Here is a 21,148-nt window from a genome sequence, read left to right on the forward strand (position 1 = left end):
ATCACACAGTCGCCGAAATCCGCAAAAATGTTCAGCAGTTTATGGACGAGATCATGAAATATCCCTTGTCCATCATCGATCGTCTTTGTGTAAGATTCTAAGTGATTCAATAATTCAACTTATATAGATACTTCAGCCCAAGGTCTTTGATTTCCTCTTATGTTTGTATTTAACTTAATAAAATCGGGTACCGCTTTACTAAGATAGTTCTGCAAAGATGCACTTGTAATGAATCGTTCTTGTTCTATTGCTTCGGATGCTTCACCCTTAAGTGCTTTTAACAGAAAGTGTGTCCATATTCCATGACCAAGTATTGAACTCCCGTATGATTTTTCTCCTCGAGAACATGATAAAAACATAGCTCGATAATTGCTTGATCTTACAAACTCGATAAATTCACTGGGATTCATATCGACTATGAAATCCCGACTTAACAATTGCTCGTCAATTTTGCTAGCGCAAGCATCTATAAATATCAAACTCTTATTACAATTTGATTTTCGTAAAGGCTCCATTAAAACATGATTAAGAGAAACCGTAGTATCTTTTAAATTGTATGGATGGGTGTCCCATGTTGTTATCTTGTTATATCCAGAATCAAAAAATCCATGACCAGCATAATAAAAAATAAACTGATCATTCTCAATTTAATCTGGATATTTCATATCGCAGCTCTTCAGTTAATGCTGATTTTGTTGCATCGGCATCTATCCATAGCTTAATATTCTCATGAGGTATCTTAAGATTATCGATCAACCACAGTCGAAATGCTTGAGCATCATTATTTGCATAATCAACCTTACTAATCTCAAATTGATAATTTTCGACTGCAATAATTACTGCATAAGTATTATATGTCTCAGTAATCATTCAATCACCACCCAAGAACGTAATCAATTTAACAAAAAAATGTTAAATCTAACACTATGCAAAAAGATATCTATATCGTTGCTTATCAATTAGGATTCTTCGGGCAACAGTACATTGCGTAAGTGTTAACCACTATCACATAGGACAGAACTTTCAGATAACGTTCTTGTTTCACGAACCTGAGAGCCTTAAATGAGCAATAGCGAACGGGTATCACTGCAAGCCTAGTCCAGCTGAATTTCTCCTCGCTTATCTACTTCGTTCCGAACCAAGGGCGTGTTCCTGCCGCGTCAATACGGTGTTATCAGATGCCATATGCCTTCTTCGAATTAATAATAGTAAAATATTCTTTAATCGCAGTTACTATTTGTGTTTCCTTGCTAAGCCCTACAATCTCATAAAAATCTATCAACTGTCGCCCATCGGTATCTAAAAGCCCGTGTAGTATCCTAGATCTTATCATTTTTTGTACATTCACTCTTCCTGACAATTTCTCATAGTTATCTTTCGTATCATTTAATAAATTGATAATTCGATTAAGTGACTTATTATTGGCTGGAGATTGAGAAATGTAAATAAAATAATCATCCTGTACTATCTCATTATGCTTCTTAATTAGAAATTGTTTATAGGACTCTATTAAACTGATTACATCTTCATTTAAAGGGATCCACTTAATACAGTAGTTATCTTCATCAGATCTAATATTTCTGATTTTTCTATTTACTAAATCGATATCTCTCCACTTAATTTGGGATATATGGTTTTGTTCAAACAAAGTGTAGTAAATTAACTGGAGAATAAGTGGTGCTAAAAATCTTTCTTCCTCTGTTCTTCGAGTACTGTATCTAAACTTAGAACTAAGAATAAAAGTGAGATCATCTTTTGTTAAAAAGTCCGATACATCTGTTTTTTTACTTTGGTATTTTTTTAGTTCATTCCTAATATCTAAATAATCTTTGGGACTCACTCTGCCAATTTTGAAATAGAACTCTAATAAATTTGTAATTGCAAATCTGGCTGTAGATGTTTTTCTATTGTTATGATAATCTTTCAGAGCGTAGGAATTGAAAAGATCTTTGTATTCTTCAATTATTATATGTTTTGGTACAATACACCTGTTCTTGTAAAACTGAAGATCGTCTATGTAACGAGTCTTTGTTTCTTCTGTAATTTCTTTGTCTTTCAAATTCAAATAATTAATAAAATCATTGTCAATTGACTTGAACAGTCTGGTCATGAAATCACTCATATTACGCCTCCCTGTTTTTATATGAAATACTTATTTTATATGTTCTATATATTACCATTATACGTTTTGTAATAGTTTAATTCAATATGTTTTGCATGTGATTTCTTGTATTATTTTCAATTAGAAAGGCTTAAGATGTTCGCACTGGATCCGACGGACTTAGTCAGAGCAGGGTTGTTTGTCTGATCCACTTCTCTGCCGACGGCTTCGGACAGACTAAGGAGCGACGAAGTCGATCCGTAGCGCGAATGCGGTGTTATCTTCTGTTACCGTCTTCTTCAGAAGATCTATTAGAATGTTTACATTTTGAGCAAATAACTTTATCTCTTGATATATCAATAATTTTCCCAGTTTCATTTTCAAGTCCTTTTAACACCGAGGGCTTCACCATTCGATCAAATACAGCATTCACATCATAGCAATCGCCCCTCCAAATCATTATTTCTAATTAAAGGACACTTATAATAATCCTCGTTTATTTTATGAGAAAAATCGTCAATCCAATTATAATCCTCCCCAACGAGGGTAGCTTCAGTATAGTCCAGTTGAAACTGTTTTAAATATGTACTTAAGTCTGTGATATTCCAACCTATCTCTCTCCAACCTCCCAACATAATATTCACGAACTTCGTAAAATACAGAATACAAATAAATCTACGAACATCATTAATTAAGATAGGTAAATTGTACCACGAGCATATTTTAAATAAAGTTGGGAACATATGAGGAGTTATTATCTTAAATAAAAAACTCCTACTAATATTAATAGTAGAAGCTTCTTTAAATATTTATCCACACAGGCAGATATATCCTAAACTCCCTGACTTCCTCTCCGTATAGAACACCTCCACAATAAGAGACACTTGTAACCACGAATTAGATTTACTGGTCAAACCAGTATCTGCTCAAGAAAGACGGAATCTTCCTCCGAAAGCCTTTGCCTTGCTTCTTCCACCAGTTTAGAAGTTTTTCTGTTAAGCTAACGAACGGCGATCCATCAATCTCATTGTCGATACCCTATCAAGGCTTCCGAACATTCGGAAGTCTTCTTTTTTTACGATAATTCCACACAACCATCCTTTTTACACCAGTTATCACAACTCAGCAAACAATTTTCAACATTTCCGGATATTTAGAAAATTATTTTCTAAAAGCGTTTACAAAGTATTTTTTATTTGTTAGCCTATAGGCATCAGAGGAATTAATCTTACGAGTAAAGGAGCGAAGCGTACATGAATCAGTATGACGTAGTTGTAATGGGCGGCGGCATCGCTGGGGCAATGGCGGCCATCGCCGCATCCAAGACCGGAGCGAAGACGCTTATTGTCGAGTCTCATGGTTTTCTTGGCGGCACACTGACCGCTAACGGCGTCGGCCCGATGATGACTTTCCATGCCGGCGAGAAGCAAGTCATTCAGGGCTTTACCGGGGAACTGATCGAGCGGTTGAAGCGGTTGGGCAAATCCCCGGGGCATATTTTCGACACGGTCGGATTTACATATTCCGTTACCCCGTTTGACGCCGAAGCGATGAAGCATGAGCTGGAGCTAATGGTCACGGAAGCGGGCGGTGATATTTTGTACCATACGATGCTGGCAGGCGTATATACGGAAAATGGCCGCATCACGGGCATACAGATCTGCAATAAATCCGGGCTCAGCGACATCCATGCCTCCGTCTTCATCGACGCAACGGGTGATGGCGACCTCTCGGCCCTTGCCGGAGTCGAATACACCAAAGGACGCGAATCCGACGGAGCAACGCAGCCGATGACCCTGAAAATGAAAATGTACAACGTCGATATCCCAAGGGTCAAGGAATATATTCACAGTCATCCGGAAGACTTCCCGCTGTATAGCGGGGATACCTCCATTATTGAGAAGTCCCCTCGCCTTTCGGTTGGTGGCTTTGACAGCCTGTTCAGGAAGGCCAAGGAGCGGGGCGAAATCTCCATTCCGCGTGAAAATATTTTGTTCTTTGAGACCAATAACCCGGGCGAGGTCATCCTCAATACAACGCGGATTATCGGCTATGACGCCACCGACGCGCACAGTCTCAGCCAGGCTGAAATGGAAGGCCGCAAGCAGTGCCGTGAATTGGAGCTGTTTGTCCGTAAATACATACCGGGATTCGAGCATGCGGTTGTCGAGTCCACCGGACCAAGCATCGGCGTTCGCGGCTCGCGTCAAATCAAAGGCATCTATACGCTGACAACCGAGGATATTTTGCAGCAGCGCCTGTTCGACGATACGATCGCCCATTCTGGTTATCCGATCGACATCCATAGCCCGGACGGCGAGGGCACCAAGCATCAAAAACTGGAATGGGGCGGCGTATATAGCATTCCTTATTCCTGCATGATTACCTCCTCCGTACATAACCTGATCGTCATCGGCCGCTGCATCTCGGCGACTTTTGAAGCGCAAGCGGCAATGAGAACCACTCCGACGACCGGAGCCATCGGTCATGGCGGCGGGATTGCCGCTGCACTCGCGGCGCTAGAAGGCAAGAACGCACAAGACATCGACATCAAGAAAGTGCAGACGATTCTCAAAGAGCAAGGTGCATATCTGGAAATCTAGTTCAACTTCTATCACCCATTTGGAGAGGGGAAATTCAGATGACAACTGCAATGTGGTTCCAAGCAATCGGTATTCTGCTCGTATTTCTGGTGTTTGTAGGGCTGATGATGACGCGTAAGCTGCCGACCATTCTGGCGCTGCCCTGCATGGCGATTCTGTTCGCCATTATCGCAGGCGTACCGCTGCTATCAAGTGATCCAGAGACAGCATCAATCGCCAAGACGATTCTGGCCGGAGGCTCGATGAAACTATCCGGCGCCATCGCCGGACTCATCTTCGGTGCCTGGTTCGGCCAGATTCTGAACAAAGTCGGCATCACCAAATCCATTATTCGCAAGGCAGCCGAGTTGGCCGGAGATAAACCTGTACTTATAGCTATTCTATTTTTTATTACCGCATCCATTATTTTTTCCGCAGCAGGAGGACTGGGCATGGTCATCCTCGTCGGCACGATCGTCATTCCGATTATGCTGACGGCAGGCATTTCCCAATTCGTCGCTTCTATCGTTGTTCTGCTGGCCGTTGGCGTCGGCTCCCTGTTCAACGTGTCCAACTGGGCTGTATATGTCGATGTGCTCGGTCTTTCCGTTGAGCAGATCGCCGACTACACGTTAGTTGTGGCTTCCCCACTGATCGTCATTGCCCTGGCCATGATCGTGTTCTATATCCGAAAAGACGGCAAAGGCCGCAAAGCATGGACGATGCCAGCAGCAACGCCTGGTGGCGGCGACAAGAAGGTGCCTGCGATTGCCCTGATTAGCCCGCTCGTACCGGTACTGCTCGTCTTTATCTTCAAGATCGATATCGTTCCGGCCGTTATTGCCGGTGCGATCGTCACAATCCTGCTCACCTGGCCGAAGCGTCCGGTTCATATCCTCTCAGTGCACTAGTGGAAGGAATTCAGGACGTTGCTGGCGCAATGGGACTCATGATCGGTATCGGCATTCTGCTCAGCTCCGTAATGTCGCCGCAAGTATCGGCGGTCATCTCGCCGCTGATCGAGTCCGTGCTGCCGAATACCCCACTGATGTTTATCCTGTTCTTCACGATTCTGTCGCCGCTGGCCATCTACCGCGGACCACTGAACGTATGGGGCCTTGGCAGCGGCATCGCTGCCCTGTTCGTATCCGCAGGTATGACTCCTGTAGCTGCCATGCTTGCCCTGCGCGCTGTCAGCAACGTGCAATCCGTCTCCGACCCTACGAACTCGCATAACGTATGGGTAGCTGACTTCACGAAGAGCGACATTAACGAGATTCTGAAGAAGACACTGCCATGGACTATGGTATCCGTCTTGATCGCCGTCATCATTGGATCGTTTATCGTATTTTAAGCTTCAAAATAATTACCTAATTAAAATCGAGTTCAAAAATTCCGGTTTTCAGCACCGAGAAGATTGGATGAAGCTAGGGACTGAGGAGCGGAGCTACGTTTTGGGTACGTGAGCACCTGAAATGTTTCCGGAGGAAACATACTTCGTAAGCATCTGCTTAGGCCCGGCTGAATTCAAGATTCGATGTCGAATAGCTTCATGATTTACTTCGTGATCAAAAGTGGACTTTTTGAATTACCTTTATAGATAAAACCGGGCACAAGGGCCCTGCGAAGAACCTTTACATAAGGCTCGAGCAGATGGTCCTTGACCCGCCAACTGGAGGAGAACATTATGGGGAGAACGAAAGTAAGGGTCGGCATTGACGTCGGCGGTACGTTTACCGATGCGGCACTGATCGACAATGAAACATTCGAAGTCATTGAGAAAATGAAAATCCCAACCACCCACCATGACCCGGACGGCGTGGCCAAAGGGATTGTACAAATACTGAAGCGAATTCTGGACAGCAGAGGTATCCAGCCCGAAGACGTTACCTTCATCGCCCACGGAACAACGCAGGCTACCAACGCCCTGCTCGAAGGAGACGTGGCGCGTATTGGCATCATCGGTATGGGCTCGGGCATCGACGGGCTCAGCGCCCGCTCCGAATCCAATCCGGGCGATATCGAGCTAGCTCCTGGAAAATTCCTGCACACTTTTCATACGTATCTGGATTCCAAGAGCATGACAGATGAGCAGCTCAACAGTGCCATTGACGAGTTGGCGGCTCAGGGCGCCGAGGTGATCGTCGCCTCCGAAGCATACAGCGTGGATGATCCAACCAATGAGCTACGCGTTGTAGAACTTGCCAACCGCAAGGGCCTTTACGCCACAGGCGGACATGAGATCAGCCAGCTCTACGGGCTGAAGACGCGGACACGAACAGCCGTCATCAACGCCTCCCTCATTCCGAAAATGATGGAGACCGCCAATATGACCGAGAAGTCCGTCAAGGATGCCAACATCCAGTCCCAACTCATGATAATGCGCTGCGATGGCGGTGTCATGAGCATTGACGAGGTACGCAAGCGCCCGATTCTGACGATGCTATCCGGTCTTGCCGCAGGCGTTGCCGGGGCGTTGATGTACGAGAAGATTTCTGACGGTATCTTCTTCGAGGTCGGCGGAACCAGTGTCGACATCTCCGTGATCAAGAACGGCAAGGTAATGATCAAGAATGCCGAGGTCGGCGGCCACCGCACCTACCTGCAATCCTTGGATGTGCGTACACTCGGCATCGCCGGCGGCAGCATGATCAAGGTGGCAGGTGGAAGAATTACCGATGTCGGGCCGCGCAGCGCGCATATCGCCGGTAAAGAGTACGAAGCCTTTACCCCGACAGAGAACATCGTCAATCCGAAGGTGAAATTCATCAGCCCCCGCGAAGGCGACCCTGCCGAATACGTCATCTGCGAATGCGCCGGAGGCAAAGAATTCTCGTATACACTAGCCGGAGCGGTCAACATTCTGAATTATGTTCCCGAGGGTGATTATGCCAGAGGAAACAAGGAAGCGGCGCTGAAATCCTGGAAGGCGCTGGCCGATCATGTTGGACTAAGCGTAGAGGAAGCTGCTAGACAGGTTATAAATATCGCCATCGATAAGACGATGAAGACCGTCAACGAGATGATCGAGGACTATGAACTCGACCGCAGCTTCGTCACGCTGGTTGGCGGCGGTGGCAGCGGTGCGGTGCTCGTCCCGGCAATGGCGGAGCGCGAAGGCTTCAAGTCGCAAATCGCCAACAATGCGCCTTATGTCTCCACGATCGGCGTAGCACTGGCCATGGTCAAAGAACAGCTAGAGCGGACGGTCATCAATCCGACCGAAGAGGATATCAAGCGCATCCGCGCCGACATCATCGAGCGTATCGTACAGTCTGGCGCTTCTGAGGAGACGGTCGAAGTCAGCATCGAGATCGACAGCCAGAAGAATATTCTCCGCGCCATGGCGACTGGCTCCACCGAACTGCGCTCCAAGGATCTGGCACAGGAAGCAATGTCGGTGGAAGATATGAGGGCCGTTGCTGCCAGCTCCATCGACCAGCCGCTAGAATCGACGACACTCGCCGCGCAGACCGGGCGCTGGAGCCTATTCGTCAGCGAAAATGTGAAGAAATCTTTTTTTGGCTTGTTCAAAAAGAAATCCAGCTCTGTCAGCGTTCTCGACCGCGAAGGCGTCGTCCGCTTCAAGAAAAGCAATGTGCACTATACGAAGCTAAGCAAATCCGCACCGGAAGCGCTATGCTCATTCCTGGACGATAACACCATTTATTCCGACGCAAATGCTACGATTCCGAAGGTGTTCGTCTTTTATAAGGAGAAGATGCTCGACTTAACCGGCATGCAGACCAAAGAGCAACTGCTGTCCATCCTTGAAATTGAAACCGAGATGCTCGCAGCAGAGGATGAAATGCTGGTTGTGGCTTATCAGTAATAGGATACCTAGTTATGTTAAAATTTTTAGCAGCCTTTTTAGGAGTAAATAGCGATATCACGTTTCGTTAGAGAGATTGATTTTACTGAATTAGCAAGGAGGCGTTCGAATGCCTGTTCAAACCCTTTTGCCGAACTCACTGTCCGGTCTGTCCGATGAAGTCTTAGGTTGTATGGAGCTGCGCCAGGACCCATTGTTTCATAAAATACCGCCAGAGAGAATTCCGTATTACGTTCATGAGTCGCTTCAGGCCGGACGCGTGGCGGCTGCGACATACAAAGGCCTCGGCATTCGCGGCATGTGCAGGGACGCCGGACTTCGTTATGAGATCACGGAGTCTTCTGTCCAATTTCATAACGTCTCCTTCCGCGCACAGATTGATTTCTCCAAGAAACCGCCGGAAATTATTCTGTACACCTCCTCGCTCAAGGGAATGCGGACGGTATGCCAAGAAATCCTAGGCGAAAGATCCAGCGGCAGCGCAGCGGATCTCGACCTTCTAGTCGATATTCATCTGGCTCATGAGTTTTATCACTGGCTGGAGTACCGGGAGCAGATTTTTACGAATGAAAAGCTTGAGCGGATCGAGGTTTTTAAGCTAGGGCCATATTCGAGAAAATCAAGCGTAGTGCAGTGCTGTGAGATCGCTGCGCATGCCTTCTGCAAAGAGCTGCTGGGACTTCCCTGCCTCCCCAACTTGCTGGACTACGCCTATTTGATCGGGGAGCAACAGCTTGCGACTGGAGATTTTATGGTTCAGATCGAAACTTGTAAATTATGGATATAACACACTCTCAATACCTCACTCAGTATGATATAATGGGAAAAGCTATTGCCAGACACGCCGGAGTAGTCATTTCCAGCGTTAGATCAGGAGGAGGTATCATGTCTTCACAAGTTCCGGCCGTCATCGCCAAAATCGTATCCCAATCGCAGAAATTAACATATGGTGAAAATCAGATCGCCAATTTCGTCATACACAATCCGGATTTTATTACGCGCAACACGATTACGGCCATTGCCAATGAAGTCGGCGTATCGGAGACAAGTATCAACCGCTTCTGTAAAAAGGTTGGATTCAAGGGCTTCAACGATTTCAAAATCGCCTTCGCCCAAGACGCCTTCTACCGGGATATGCAGGCCAAGAAAAAAGAAAGACGGGAAATTAATGCGATCGATGCGCTTGCGCTCGATTATAACGAACTGATTGTCAATACATCAGCGCTTGTCACCGAGGAACAGCTCCGCCAAGTGGTGGACATGCTGAAGGGAGCCCGGCGCATCTATATTATCGGTATGTTCGATTCTTATCTGGCCGCTATCGCCTTGAAGAACCGCTTGTCCATTATCGGCATCATGGCCGAAGCGATCAATGACAGCCGTGCCATGAAAATCGCCGCCGCACAGTGCAGCAAAGAGGACGCTGTTGTGGCATTCTCCCGCTCCGGCTCGACGAAGGAAATCGTGGAGACGGTAGCGATCGCGCAGGTTCATCAGGTCAAGACGATTGCGATCACCTGTTACGATTCGTCACCCATTACGGAGAATGCGGACGTGAACATCATCGTGCCGGATAAGATATCGGTCAATAACAGCGCGCTGATGTCCAACCACATCACGTTCCTGTTCGTCGTCGATTTGATCATGAGCATCTTCATTTCATCGGACAAGGCTTACCTGAAGAAGAAGCTTGACAGTGAGGCCGTTCTGGCCAGCGATCAGGCGATGACCAACTATTATTTATGAAAATAACAAAGTTCCTAAAGCGTTCTTTCCATCACGGAAGGAACGCTTTTTTCATGGCCACACTTGCGGGCAAAATTATGGCTTTTTACCGCTCACTTCCACTCATCCGGCAGCAATGCCGCATAATGCGGCTGCAGATAACGGTCATCGATCAGCAGTAATTCCCCCTGATCCGTCTCTGTACGGATCAGCCGCCCGCCGGCCTGCAGTACCTTGTTCATACCCGGATATACATAGGCATAGTCAAATCCGTTCTTGCCCTGCGAGTTGAAGTAGTCGCGGATGATATCACGCTCCAGGCCGATCTGCGGCAGTCCTACACCAACGATGGCAACGCCGGTCAAGCGGTCTCCCACTAGATCGATCCCCTCGGAGAAAACTCCGCCCATAACCGCAAAACCGATCAATGTCCCTTCATTGCCAGCATCGAAGGCTGACAGGAAACTGTCCCGCTCCTCCTCCGCCATATCCCCCCGCTGCAGCAACAGCCGCAAGTTTGCCTCTTCTGCATGAGCAACAGCAAAAGCTTCATAGACGAGATTCATATAAGCATAAGAAGGAAAAAAGAATAAATAGTTTCCGGGACGATCGGTAATCATCTGCCCCAGCACTCTCACCAGCCCAAGCTTGGTTCCCTCGCGATCGTGATAACGCGTCGACAACGGCTCGATCTGAACCGCGAGCTGCTCGCGGAAGAAAGGAGACGGCAGCGATAATGTATAATCCTCCTTCGGACTTGCCCCCAGCATGTCCCGATAATAGGACATCGGCGTAAGGGTAGCCGAGAAGAAAATATGCGAGCGGAAGCCCTTGCCCATTTCTCGTAGCAGATGAGAAGGATCGAGACAGAACAGCTTAATGGATACTTCTCTCGAAGAAATCTCGGCATAGGTTACATATCTTTCGTCGTACAGCTTGCTGATCCGCACGAAACTCTGGGCCGCAAAATAAACCTGCAGCAACAACTGCGACTGCTCTGTATCCTGACGGGAGCCAAGCTCCTCTTCTGCTGCGAGGATAAATGCCTCGGCCCGTTCAACCAGTTGTACAGGAACCTCCTGCGTAATTTGTGCTTTTCCGCCCGATTCTTTGAGCAGTTGTATAAAGAAGGCGTTCACCGCCTTGGCCGCCTTGTGCACCTCAGCGTTAAGCTCTTTATATTCCCGCTGCAAGCTGAGAAAATCCCCTTTATTCAATGTGGCCGAATACATCTCTCGCGCCCGGTCCACCAAATTATGCGCCTCGTCAATCAGAAGCGCCGTCCGGCTCTTCCGCTCGGCGAACATTCTTTTCAAAGAAATTCTAGGGTCGAAAATATAATTATAGTCGCAGATCACCGCATCCGCCGCATAAGCGAGATCAAGCGAAAATTCAAACGGACAAACCCGGTGCTTGCGTGCGTATTGCTCAATGATTTGCCGGCTGATTAGCGACCCGTTAGTCAATATATCAAGTACCGCCTCATTAATCCGATCATAGTAGCCGTCCGCGAATGGACAATCTTCCTTGCGGCAGCTCACCTGATCCTGAAAACAAATTTTCTCCTTGGCCGTGATGGTTACGGTATGCATCTGCAATCCTTGCGACTGCATCAAGGCGAACGTCTCCTCCGCTGCGGTACGGGTAGTCGTCTTGGCGGTCAAATAGAAAATCTGCTCAAGCTGTCCCGTCGCCATTGCCTTTATGGCGGGAAACGTTGTCGAGATCGTCTTACCGATCCCTGTGGGAGCTTTGGCAAATAAATTTACTCCCTCTTCGATCACTTTATAGACCGCTCCCGCTAATTTCCGCTGTCCAGCCCGATAATTAGTGAAAGGGAATTCCAGCCCGCGGATGCTTCTGTCCCGTGAAATCCGGTGATCGCGAAGCATCCGCGCATAAGGAGCATAATTCTCCACCAAATCCCGTACAAATAACTCCAAATCCGCAAAAACTGCCTCCTGCTGATAGCGTCTTTGTTCGCCCGTTACGACTTGTACGTAGGTCAATTGGATTTTCATTCGAGCAGCTCCATGCTCTCTGGCGTACATATAGGCATAGCATTTAGCTTGAGCCCAATGAACCGGATAGGTATCCTCCAGTGACTGCGGGATCTCGCCAGAAGTCGATTTAATCTCATCGATGACGACGGTTCCCTCTTCTTCCACCAACAACCCATCGCAGCGCCCGTCTATGACAAACAACAGATCTCCGCAAGGAATCTCTGCCGATAAATATACTTCTGTCTGATCCGCCTCACCGTAAGTTCGCTGCACCTGCTGATGCGCTTTAGTCCCCTCCGTGAGGGCCGTTCCCGCTCTGAACCCGCTATCCAAATCCCCGCTGCGGTACACGTACTCAACCAAAGGCCTCACAGCGATTTTCACTTGATCCTTCATCGCTTCACCCGCTGACTTTCGCTATAGAACATTTGTTCCATAGTATACCATAAAACTGCTTATACTCCTTACTTTTATCGAACCTTTTTCACAATATCCTTTCTTCACAGAAAACAACAGCGCCCCCGCATTCATTATGAACGCAGGGACGCTGTCAACTCATTAATTGGAAGTCCAATTTTCATTAATAATCTACCCCAGTTATGTATCGATGTTGATGATTATTCCACGGGAACGGTGCCTTCTTAAAGCCTTTTCATAATATCTTTCTTCTTCAGACCATTCTTTTTAGCTTTTGCATGCCAAAAAGAGTGTGTCGCTGCAAAGCGCCAGGCAAAGCGCGGGAAATTTGGACTGAACAGCAAGGATTCATCACTACCGTGCGAATGTATATTTTTTGCCAGGCTTTCCATTGCCTTTCCTAGATTTTTTAAAGGGCCCTGGCCAAGTGGTACCTTTTCGATAAAACCCATCATTTCACCGGCGCCTTGTCCGATTCCTTGTCCAAAATGAAGTCCGGATCGTATGCACCAGTTTTTGATGATTTCAAGAGCAATGTAAGTTTGCTTCCCCTCATAAAATCCATTGTTTACAAGAGCATAAACATAAATTTCCTTTTTCCGTTCTGCTTTCATATGCCCTTCAAGAGTAGTCAGCATCCTTAGTAAATGCGACGGTATTGCATCGAAGTATAGAGGGAATGCAATTATCAGTGTATCCATGTGGCAAAGCTCGATGTATTGCTCATCGGTAAGCGGTTTTTTATTCATGTTATAGTGTGATATTTCATGCTCGGAGATTATCAGGGGTTCGAGTGCTTTGAGCATCATGCCCGAATTGCTCTTTCCTAACTTGGGGCTTCCATTTATCATAGCGATTCTCACTATATAACCTCCTTGATTGCTTGTAGGCTGCTATGGAAATACATCTTGTTTCCTATGGAATTCAAGTTCACGCTATTCGCTGCAACCAGAGCTTGTGCGGTTTCCTTTTCTGCTTTGGTTATGTCATTGCCATAAAAATGTACCGATAGAGTGAATTTGTTATCATACCGGAATCGGTGATGGGTTTCTCCATTTTTGACTACAAAATAAGGAAGAAGATATGGTAAGCTCCGATCTACAATATTGCACACAAAGGGGCTGTAGCTCCCATAAACACATTTACTGATGATAACCAGCTCATGGCATTTTGAAAGAAGTTCGCCCATATTGTCATAACCATCCTTTATAACGCATTTTCCTGGTGTTCTGATCCAGCATCCGAAGCAACCAATGCATTTACGGATTGTGCCATTGTCTGATATAACAGTTACGTCTGTATTTTGGTTATCATACAACGCCATGAATTCTTGTTGTTCCAAATCATGTATAATAATTTTCATCATTCTATCTCCTTAATACAATTGTTTATGAAAACTTTACTCCAGTCCCCGGAATATCGGATACCCTGATTGGTAAGCAGCGAGGCTATGCCGTGTACCATTGACCAAAGAACAATCAATTTTTCTGAATAAGCTTCCTCTGGCAACCCTAAGCTGTGAAACATTTGATACGCCGTTGTCCTGAATAAAGCAAATGGCGGATAATCATTGGCGTTCTCATTGTCCAAATCAATGGTTAATCCTGAGTGATAGAAAAGGAACTGAAAATATTGCGGATTTTCAATGAAGAAGGAAATATAAGCCTGCCCAAGCAGTGAGGTCGCTTCAAGACTGTTTTCCTGTCCACGAATTGATGTACGCATCTTTTCCACAAATCGCTCCGTTACATGCTCGCCCATGGCATAAATCAACTCGTCTATATCTTTAAAATGACTGTATGGTGCGGCATGACTGACGTTGCATTTCGCTGCGACCTTACGCAGGGAAAAACCTTTTAAACCATCTTCATTAATAAGCCCTATACCAGCTTCAATAAGTTTATTTCGCAAATCACCGTGATGATATGTTTTTTCTTTCATTTGATATATACTTCCTTTCACACAACTTGACACTGTAAAGATTATATTGAACAATCTTTACAGTGTCAAGTTTAAAAATGTCATAGGAAGTCGACAGTTTCCATCTCAACTATTCATGCTTATATTCGTGTAACTAGCACGATCTCAGCCGACCCGAAGCGTGAACACATTGTTTAGGATATTAGTGCCTTCTTCGAGACACTTACACAATTCAACTATCGTTCTCCCTATCGTTCTCCGTTATCTTCCTGTAAAGCAAAGGTGCTTCTATAAAAATGAACTCGTTCTAAAATTTGGCTTCCTCCTGGGTACAGATTAGTGCATATTTCAAAAAACTCTTCTCCGTAACTGGAAAGAATTCCTGCGAAATCATATGCTGGATCCCCAAGTCCTGAGCCTCCGAAGTCAATAACTCCTGTAACTCTGTTTTCTTTTCGATCCCATATGATATTACTTGCTCCAAAGTCTCCATGAATAAAAGTTTTCTCTAAATTCTGATTATGAGTATTATTTAAAAATGTATTAAAGTTATGGCTCAATCCAAAACATAGTGCTTGAATAATAGAAAAACATCTGAACATTCCGTAAGATGGTTGTGCGACCAATCCAACTGTGAGGAATGACAGATGCACAATCAGTATACCGATTTTTACTCCGACTGCCAGATGTAAAAACAAAACAAGTCTTGGAAATCAATGAAAGCACCCTCCATATCGAAGTAACTCCCATCGCTGTGAGACAAGCCTGTCCATGTTGCCAATTAACGGAGCACGTCATCCGTAAAGGACAGAATCGGGTTCGCCGAATTCGTCATCTGGGAGTTGGAGGGCAAAGAATCTATCTTCTCGTTCCTGCCATCCGACTGTTCTGCAAGTCCTGTGATTGCGGGTGCGTCTGGAATTATTCCTTTGTTGATCCAGGGAAGCGATATACGAAAGCCTTTGAACAGCAAGCACTTCAGACGGCACGTGTGGCTACGGTCAAAACAAAGCGCAGAGCTTCATTTCCTGTCAAACAGCACCCTTCATCACAAGCATGAGCAGTGGCTAGCCATCGAAAGTAAACGCCTGCAAAAGCAAGGATGGAAAGAAGCTGCTTCTATGTCCAAGCTTGTTCTGGGGATTGACGATTTTGCCATTCGAAAAGGACACACCTACAATACGGGCATTCATAACTTACGCGGCGAAACGCTACTGGACATTTTGCCTGGTCGAAAGCTGGATGAACTGCGGATCTATGCAAAGCAGAGTCCTGCTTTTTTAGCGCTGCGTCCCGTGGCTGTTGTGATGGATTTAGCTCCGTATTACCACACTTGGATTCGAGAATGTTTTCCTGAAGCCATCCGTGTGGCTGACCGTTTTCATGTGCAGCGGTATGTCGTAAAGGCGGTTCAATCAATTCGCAAATCGATCACCCCTACCCTAGCTCCACAAGCGAAAGCACATCTTAAGGCAAAGCATCGCCTTCTGAATCCTCGTGTGGAATCCTTGTCTGTTGATAAGCAGGAGGAACTACGAGACATACTGGGATATTCCGCTTTGCTGAAGCAAGCTCACGCTTGGAAAGAAAGTTTCAGTCGATGGTACGATTGCTCACCAAATGTACATACCGCCAAGCAATGGCTGCATCACTGGCTCGTTCAGGGCAAACACGATAACGTTCTTGTATCTACGAACCCGAGAGGCTTAAGGCACAACACGCGCCGGTCCGACTGACTTAGCCTCACAGGGTTGTGAGCTGATTTCACTTCCATGCTCTCTACTTCTTGCGAACCAAGGGCAAAGCCCGCAGCGTAGATACGGTGTTAGCTGATGGGGATGCCATCTTCGAGATTCTTTCGATTGTGAATGACTACGTCTTTTTTGCTTCAACATTTTTCAATCCTTTGATACATCTGTTCTAATATGGTAATATATATGTAATAAAGACCAAGTGCGCTAACACTTGGTCCATACAATTGGCTTGGATGGATTATCCCCTTCTAGGTCATAAAAGGATTAAAACCCACCTTCGGCTTCCAATCTTCGGGTGGGTTTTTACTTTCTCTTGTTGTTATGATTAATGTACGTTAAATGAGCAAGAATGAATATTCCAAAGAGGAGCATGATCGTTATTGCATCTTTTACTTCCATGGCTTCACCTCCTTTCGAAGGGAAACCATGCCCAACCAAGATTCAATAGTAGTTATATTTTACCTTTTCCACATCCGCGCACAAGTTTCTTATATTGGTTTTAAACTTACATTTTGAACATGGTTTTAAAGTAATTCGCATACCTTTCAGATAACGTTCTTGTATTCACGAACCCGAGAGGCTTAAGACGCAACACGCGCCGGATCCGACTGACTTAGCCTCACAGGGTTGTGAGCTGAATTAACTTCTCTGCTTTCCTCATCTTGCGAACCAAGGGCAACCCGCAGCGTAGATACGGTGTTATCCGAAGTTATTGCCTTCTCCGAAACAGCTAAAATTCCTCGAGTAATTTAACCTCAGTTATTTTAAAATTAATTCACCTACACTGATTATACCTTCTGTTAATTTAGGATACACCGCACTCCAAATCAATGATGAAATAAATAAAATGATAAATATACTTGGATATCTTGCCCTCATACAGCGAGACGTTTGAATCATGCTGAGTAATAAAATAGGAATTGTTATGAATGAGGTTATATGCCACCCCCTCTCTCCTACCTTAGTCCAACTTCCAATCCCAATTAAGTCCAAGAAACTATCCAATAATGAGTATCCATATAAATGATTACATCCTAATATCAACACGACAAAATACACAGTCATCCATATACGGCCTATATTCATTTGATTGTATTGTTTGAACAAAATAACACCTCCTATCATAGTTACTATATTGTTAATTGGAACTAAGGTTGTTTTAAGGTTTAAAAATTTTCTGCAATAATTTCTGATAACGTTGTTGTGTTCACGACGTCCCACCGACTTAAGGCCACAACGTGGCCGGGCGCGATGCGCTTAGTCGGTGCGGGTGTGTCCGGTTGCCCCATCTTCCCCGAAATCCCTCTGCCGGACCGAGGGGCTTGTCCCCAGATGCGTGAACATGGTGTTACACGAGCCATCCTCTGAAAATTCCTGACCTTCAAAATACCCAGAAACCCATATGTATCAAGGGATTCCGGCGATTTTCGAGGAACGCGAGTACCCTTCAAATAACCCGGTTTTTCGTGCAAGTTATACGAAAGTGTATAACTGATTGTTATACGAATCCCGCTCCCCTCTTCGCATATCCGTTTTGGTTCGCATAACTCCATTGGGATGAAATGCGAAGTGCCGAACAAGGAAAGCTTCAAATTAAACTGAGATTGGAACGATGCTTTACAGTTATTTCTGCAAGATTGCAAAGTCAAAAACTTCAGTAGGGAGAGCATTCGCCGTTATCGCAAAGGCTTGGAAAAACTCCAGCTGCATCTCGATGCTTTGGAACTGCAACTAAGAGATCTTTCACCTGCCGTTTTCAAAAAGCAGGTGCTGCCCAGTTTGCTTGACGAGGGTCTCGCTTTATGCACTCTTAATTGTAACCTGCATATCTATAAGTCCTTTGCTCAGCTTTTATGTGAAGAAGAGTGGATTGACGAGCCTTTTGGTGCTGATATAAAGCTGTTTAAGCTACAACCGTCTTCTGCTCACACATTTACAGACGAGCATCTATACCAACTGCTTGCACTGCCTGATCGTACAACGTTTACCGGATTACGCAACTACGTGATGATGCTAACCCTTCTAGATACCGGTATCCGATTAAGAGAACTGGCCAAGCTGCAAGTCACGGATGTTTTACTGGATGAAGGCTCCCTGCGGGTTAACCATGGAAAAGGAAGGAAATCACGTTTAGTTCCGATTGAACGATTTGCCGCGAGTGAATTAAAACGTTATTTGCTGGAACGCGGCACACTAAATCATAATGCTCTTTGGGTGAACTTGAATAATCAGCCCTTTTTGCCTGGCGGCATTCGCACGATGATTGCCCGCTACTGCCAATCCGCCAAAATTGAGGATATTCAATGCTCCTACCATACCTTTCGACACAGGCTTGCCAAGAAATACTTATTAAATGGCGGCGACGTCTTCACACTCAAGAGCATCATAGGGCACGCTCAAATCGATACGACTGAAATGTATGTCGAATTATTTACCAGTGACTTGCAGTCTCAGCATGAAAAGTTCAGTCCTATCGAACATTTAGCTGAGGCCCTTCACCTACTGTCAGAAAGTGAGGTGGATGGTATATGAATGTTCGCCGTCGACAAAACAAGCTGGAACACGCAGAGAATCCAAGCCAAGCCAAACAACAACTCAATTTTGAAGATCTGCTTCATTAACTTTTATTCTCGATCGCAAGGCCAAAAACCTTTCACCTGTAACACTTCGTTTCTATAAGGACAGCGCCAAGCAGATGAAGGAAGCCTTTTTGGAGCAACAAGTTTCCTTTGATATCTACACGGTATCGATACGTGATATCAAAAATCATTTTATAGCTTATTTGTTTGATAAAGGCAGGTCAGACAATACGGTGAGCGGACGAATCAAGGCCATAAAGCAGTTTTTCAAATACTTATTTGAAGAAGGTTGGCGGACAGAGAACATCGCAAATGATCTCCATGTGGTCAAAGCCAAGAAGTTAATGATTCAAACGTTTACGAAAGAGCAAGTAGTCTCCATCTTTGAGCAACGGGATAAAAAAACGTTCACGGGTTACCGGGATTTTACTATGATGATGTTGCTTGAAACTGGGATGCGAATGGGTGAACTATGTCATTTGAAGAAAGGTTACATCTTTTTTAAGAATTGGAGATTCAAATTACGAAGGGAAAAGGCGAACGGGCACGCAGAGTACCGTTCCAACAAACCTGCGGGAAAATCATTCGCAAATACTTGGACATACGAGGCGACCTGGAAACGGATCCCTTGTTCGTCAACATGGACAACGAACAAATCAGTACACGAGCCTTGCAAGACAAAATGCAGACACACGGTAAGATGGCATAAATCACCAACATTAGAGTTTCACCGCATACGTTCCGGCATACTATGTCCAAATTCTATATTCTGAATGGCGGTGACCCATTTACGCTTAGACGTATTCTTGGCCATGCTTCATTGAAAATGGTAGACTACTATGTCGAGTTGTTCAGCAGCGATATCAAACAGCAGCAGAAGAAATTTAGTCCAGTTGAGAATATGAAACGAATTCTATGAATATTAAGATGGGACTGTCCGAAAAGAAATGTTTGATGAATGAATGTTCAGCAAAAACGATAAGATGGGAAAGAGTGATTGCTGGTTAATATTTATTCATTCTTGTTTTCTTTTCGTGCACCCCCTCTTTCTTTTCATTAGAACCGGCTAAATTTGGATCTAACTTCCATCCAACGCTGTTGCATAACTCACTCTAAGTTTGTATAAAATCCACCTATCAGTCTACGATACACTCCTGCTCCAGACGAATCCTACGCTCTAACATGGTTTCCAGCACCGGAAGCCAATCCGCATATCGTGGTTCACTCAACGCATGAAGTAGCTGACTGGCATAATCTTCACTGACAGGCGCTGCTTGTGATTCGTACTGGAGTAGCGTATCCACTCCCATCCGATAAGGTCGAAGCCCGGGAAAAAAATTGGATTGAATCCACTTAAAAATGCGGATTCCGCCAAGGTCGATATCTCCCCAGTGGAGTAGTTCTGGCGGATTCGACGCTTCACTTACTACCTGACTCAGCTTTCGGAGAAAGCTTTGCAAGACACGATTTGGGTACCCTCCTGTGTAGATGACAAGAACCTCGCCAGCACGAACCGAAGGCTGCTCTAGATAATAATGGTAGCTCGTCCAATTTTCAATGGTAAGAATGTGACGAGCAGGCATAAAGATATGCGTTATCGCATCAATCGTCTCACCAGAAAGCCCAAGACCGCCCGGAAATGCGCTAATGTCAACCTGCTTGCCGTCGCGGGCTCGAAAGACAAGTGAGCCGCATAAAAAGACACTTTGAGGATTACGAGTAAGACCAAGCCAATCCAACCATTCTTCTTCTGTCTCCCGCTGCTCGCCAGAAGCCTGCTTCGCGAGAGCAATCAGCCGTTTAAGCGTCTGACGCTCCAGATGCTTCGTATCTCGAAATAGCTGCTGGCTAAAGATGCGAATTGGTACTGCACGATCACCAAGCAGCGGCAACTCGTTCAACGTGCACACTAGATCAACCGTTCCTTGCACATCATCTGGATCGAGGCGAACAGTCTTGCCTTGTGCCAATGCATCGTCCATTTCCTGTCGCCACTCTTGAATCCAACGCCACGGATGAGAACTCAACGGAATCAGAGAAGCCCGCAATTGCTCCAATTTGGTGCGTAAAGGAGTACGACCGGAAATCCGGTACGCCTCCTCTACAGCCTCCCATTGCAAATATACCTTCTCTATTTCGTCCGAACGATATTTAGTCCTTGTAAGTTGAACAACATCCACCTGCTCCAACTCGGCTAGCCTTTCGTTCATCCAATGACGCTTTCGAAAGTCCATC

19 protein-coding genes and 2 pseudogenes are annotated in these 21,148 nt (G+C 45.5%); 10 read left to right on the forward strand and 11 right to left on the reverse strand.

Annotated features, from left to right (window positions below; genetic code table 11):
• Positions 1–119 precede the first annotated feature (119 nt).
• The 3 genes from M3650_RS26630 to M3650_RS26640 form a co-directional block, all read right to left on the reverse strand.
• On the reverse strand, positions 120–647 hold the full coding sequence (locus tag M3650_RS26630) for a caspase family protein (protein ID WP_311295146.1): 528 nt from the start codon (positions 645–647) through the stop codon (positions 120–122).
• On the reverse strand, positions 643–870 hold the full coding sequence (locus tag M3650_RS26635) for a hypothetical protein (protein WP_251579129.1): 228 nt from the start codon (positions 868–870) through the stop codon (positions 643–645). The genes M3650_RS26630 and M3650_RS26635 overlap by 5 nt, the downstream gene beginning before the upstream one ends.
• A gap of 304 nt (positions 871–1,174) precedes the next feature.
• Positions 1,175–2,122: a site-specific integrase gene (locus tag M3650_RS26640; RefSeq protein ID WP_251579131.1), complete on the reverse strand. Its 948-nt coding sequence runs from the start codon at positions 2,120–2,122 to the stop codon at positions 1,175–1,177.
• A 1,232-nt stretch (positions 2,123–3,354) separates the two neighbouring features.
• Here M3650_RS26640 and M3650_RS26645 point away from each other — a divergent pair.
• The 6 genes from M3650_RS26645 (at position 3,355) to M3650_RS26670 (ending at position 10,261) form a co-directional block, all read left to right on the forward strand.
• Complete coding sequence (locus M3650_RS26645) at positions 3,355–4,704, forward strand: FAD-dependent oxidoreductase (protein ID WP_251579133.1); 1,350 nt, start codon at positions 3,355–3,357, stop codon at positions 4,702–4,704.
• Between the two features lie 38 nt (positions 4,705–4,742).
• Positions 4,743–5,594 carry a hypothetical protein gene (locus tag M3650_RS26650; protein WP_251579134.1) on the forward strand — a complete coding sequence of 284 codons (852 nt, stop codon included), beginning with the start codon at positions 4,743–4,745 and terminating at the stop codon, positions 5,592–5,594.
• A complete protein-coding gene (locus tag M3650_RS26655; RefSeq protein WP_251579135.1) occupies positions 5,594–6,037 on the forward strand; it encodes a hypothetical protein in 444 nt (147 codons plus the stop codon). Before M3650_RS26650 ends, M3650_RS26655 begins: the two co-directional genes overlap by 1 nt.
• 333 nt (positions 6,038–6,370) lie before the next feature.
• Positions 6,371–8,515 (forward strand): hydantoinase/oxoprolinase family protein, encoded by a 2,145-nt coding sequence (locus tag M3650_RS26660; protein ID WP_251579136.1) that lies wholly within the window; start codon positions 6,371–6,373, stop codon positions 8,513–8,515.
• A 109-nt stretch (positions 8,516–8,624) separates the two neighbouring features.
• Entirely contained in the window at positions 8,625–9,302 is a 678-nt protein-coding gene (locus tag M3650_RS26665; RefSeq protein WP_251579137.1) for a hypothetical protein, read from the forward strand.
• Between the two features lie 98 nt (positions 9,303–9,400).
• The gene (locus M3650_RS26670; protein ID WP_251579138.1) at positions 9,401–10,261 is read left to right on the forward strand and encodes a MurR/RpiR family transcriptional regulator; all 861 of its coding nucleotides are present in this window, start codon (positions 9,401–9,403) and stop codon (positions 10,259–10,261) included.
• A gap of 92 nt (positions 10,262–10,353) precedes the next feature.
• On the opposite strand, the gene M3650_RS26675 is transcribed toward M3650_RS26670, so the two are convergent.
• The 5 genes from M3650_RS26675 to M3650_RS26695 all read right to left on the reverse strand — a co-directional run bounded on the left by M3650_RS26675 (position 10,354) and on the right by M3650_RS26695 (position 15,206).
• The gene (locus M3650_RS26675) at positions 10,354–12,639 is read right to left on the reverse strand and encodes an ATP-dependent DNA helicase (RefSeq protein WP_251579140.1); all 2,286 of its coding nucleotides are present in this window, start codon (positions 12,637–12,639) and stop codon (positions 10,354–10,356) included.
• Positions 12,640–12,884: 245 nt separating this feature from the next.
• Positions 12,885–13,523, reverse strand: a complete 639-nt coding sequence (locus M3650_RS26680; protein WP_251579142.1) for an NAD(P)H-dependent oxidoreductase — start codon at positions 13,521–13,523, stop codon at positions 12,885–12,887.
• Entirely contained in the window at positions 13,523–14,023 is a 501-nt protein-coding gene (locus M3650_RS26685; protein ID WP_251579143.1) for a flavodoxin family protein, read from the reverse strand. The genes M3650_RS26680 and M3650_RS26685 overlap by 1 nt, the downstream gene beginning before the upstream one ends.
• Positions 14,023–14,601 carry a TetR/AcrR family transcriptional regulator gene (locus M3650_RS26690; protein ID WP_251579144.1) on the reverse strand — a complete coding sequence of 193 codons (579 nt, stop codon included), beginning with the start codon at positions 14,599–14,601 and terminating at the stop codon, positions 14,023–14,025. The genes M3650_RS26685 and M3650_RS26690 overlap by 1 nt, the downstream gene beginning before the upstream one ends.
• Positions 14,602–14,828: 227 nt before the next feature.
• Complete coding sequence (locus M3650_RS26695) at positions 14,829–15,206, reverse strand: phosphotransferase family protein (protein ID WP_251579145.1); 378 nt, start codon at positions 15,204–15,206, stop codon at positions 14,829–14,831.
• Positions 15,207–15,220: 14 nt separating this feature from the next.
• On the opposite strand from M3650_RS26695, the pseudogene M3650_RS32780 reads away from it, so the two are divergent.
• Together M3650_RS32780 and M3650_RS26700 are read left to right on the forward strand one after the other, a co-directional pair.
• Positions 15,221–15,421 (forward strand): annotated as a pseudogene (locus M3650_RS32780) (hypothetical protein); the annotation flags it as partial.
• Position 15,422: 1 nt separating this feature from the next.
• Complete coding sequence (locus M3650_RS26700; protein ID WP_251579146.1) at positions 15,423–16,316, forward strand: transposase; 894 nt, start codon at positions 15,423–15,425, stop codon at positions 16,314–16,316.
• A 321-nt stretch (positions 16,317–16,637) separates the two neighbouring features.
• On the opposite strand, the gene comI is transcribed toward M3650_RS26700, so the two are convergent.
• Entirely contained in the window at positions 16,638–16,733 is a 96-nt protein-coding gene (comI, locus tag M3650_RS26705) for a competence inhibitor ComI (RefSeq protein WP_311295144.1), read from the reverse strand.
• A gap of 360 nt (positions 16,734–17,093) precedes the next feature.
• Positions 17,094–17,441, reverse strand: a complete 348-nt coding sequence (locus tag M3650_RS26710; protein WP_251579147.1) for a hypothetical protein — start codon at positions 17,439–17,441, stop codon at positions 17,094–17,096.
• A 582-nt stretch (positions 17,442–18,023) separates the two neighbouring features.
• On the opposite strand from M3650_RS26710, the gene M3650_RS26715 reads away from it, so the two are divergent.
• Complete coding sequence (locus tag M3650_RS26715) at positions 18,024–18,866, forward strand: tyrosine-type recombinase/integrase (protein WP_251579148.1); 843 nt, start codon at positions 18,024–18,026, stop codon at positions 18,864–18,866.
• A 163-nt stretch (positions 18,867–19,029) separates the two neighbouring features.
• Positions 19,030–19,832, forward strand: a pseudogene (locus M3650_RS32785) (tyrosine-type recombinase/integrase).
• Positions 19,833–20,049: 217 nt separating this feature from the next.
• Here the strand turns inward: M3650_RS32785 and M3650_RS26735 are convergent.
• Complete coding sequence (locus M3650_RS26735) at positions 20,050–21,123, reverse strand: Wadjet anti-phage system protein JetD domain-containing protein (RefSeq protein WP_251579156.1); 1,074 nt, start codon at positions 21,121–21,123, stop codon at positions 20,050–20,052.
• Between the last annotated feature and the right edge of the window lie 25 nt (positions 21,124–21,148).

The sequence above is a fragment of the Paenibacillus sp. MER TA 81-3 genome, from assembly GCF_023713585.1.
Taxonomy (GTDB): Bacteria; Bacillota; Bacilli; order Paenibacillales; family Paenibacillaceae; genus Paenibacillus_B; species Paenibacillus_B profundus.

What these genes read in the sequence shown, in the direction of transcription:
- M3650_RS26635 (WP_251579129.1), bottom strand. Translation starts at nt 870, where the DNA reads ATGATTACTGAGACATATAATACTTATGCAGTAATTATTGCAGTCGAA.
- M3650_RS26640 (WP_251579131.1), bottom strand. Translation starts at nt 2,122, where the DNA reads ATGAGTGATTTCATGACCAGACTGTTCAAGTCAATTGACAATGATTTT.
- M3650_RS26645 (WP_251579133.1), top strand. Translation starts at nt 3,355, where the DNA reads ATGAATCAGTATGACGTAGTTGTAATGGGCGGCGGCATCGCTGGGGCA.
- M3650_RS26650 (WP_251579134.1), top strand. Translation starts at nt 4,743, where the DNA reads ATGACAACTGCAATGTGGTTCCAAGCAATCGGTATTCTGCTCGTATTT.
- M3650_RS26660 (WP_251579136.1), top strand. Translation starts at nt 6,371, where the DNA reads ATGGGGAGAACGAAAGTAAGGGTCGGCATTGACGTCGGCGGTACGTTT.
- M3650_RS26665 (WP_251579137.1), top strand. Translation starts at nt 8,625, where the DNA reads ATGCCTGTTCAAACCCTTTTGCCGAACTCACTGTCCGGTCTGTCCGAT.
- M3650_RS26670 (WP_251579138.1), top strand. Translation starts at nt 9,401, where the DNA reads ATGTCTTCACAAGTTCCGGCCGTCATCGCCAAAATCGTATCCCAATCG.
- M3650_RS26675 (WP_251579140.1), bottom strand. Translation starts at nt 12,639, where the DNA reads ATGAAGGATCAAGTGAAAATCGCTGTGAGGCCTTTGGTTGAGTACGTG.
- M3650_RS26685 (WP_251579143.1), bottom strand. Translation starts at nt 14,023, where the DNA reads ATGAAAATTATTATACATGATTTGGAACAACAAGAATTCATGGCGTTG.
- M3650_RS26690 (WP_251579144.1), bottom strand. Translation starts at nt 14,601, where the DNA reads ATGAAAGAAAAAACATATCATCACGGTGATTTGCGAAATAAACTTATT.
- comI (WP_311295144.1), bottom strand. Translation starts at nt 16,733, where the DNA reads ATGGAAGTAAAAGATGCAATAACGATCATGCTCCTCTTTGGAATATTC.
- M3650_RS26735 (WP_251579156.1), bottom strand. Translation starts at nt 21,123, where the DNA reads ATGAACGAAAGGCTAGCCGAGTTGGAGCAGGTGGATGTTGTTCAACTT.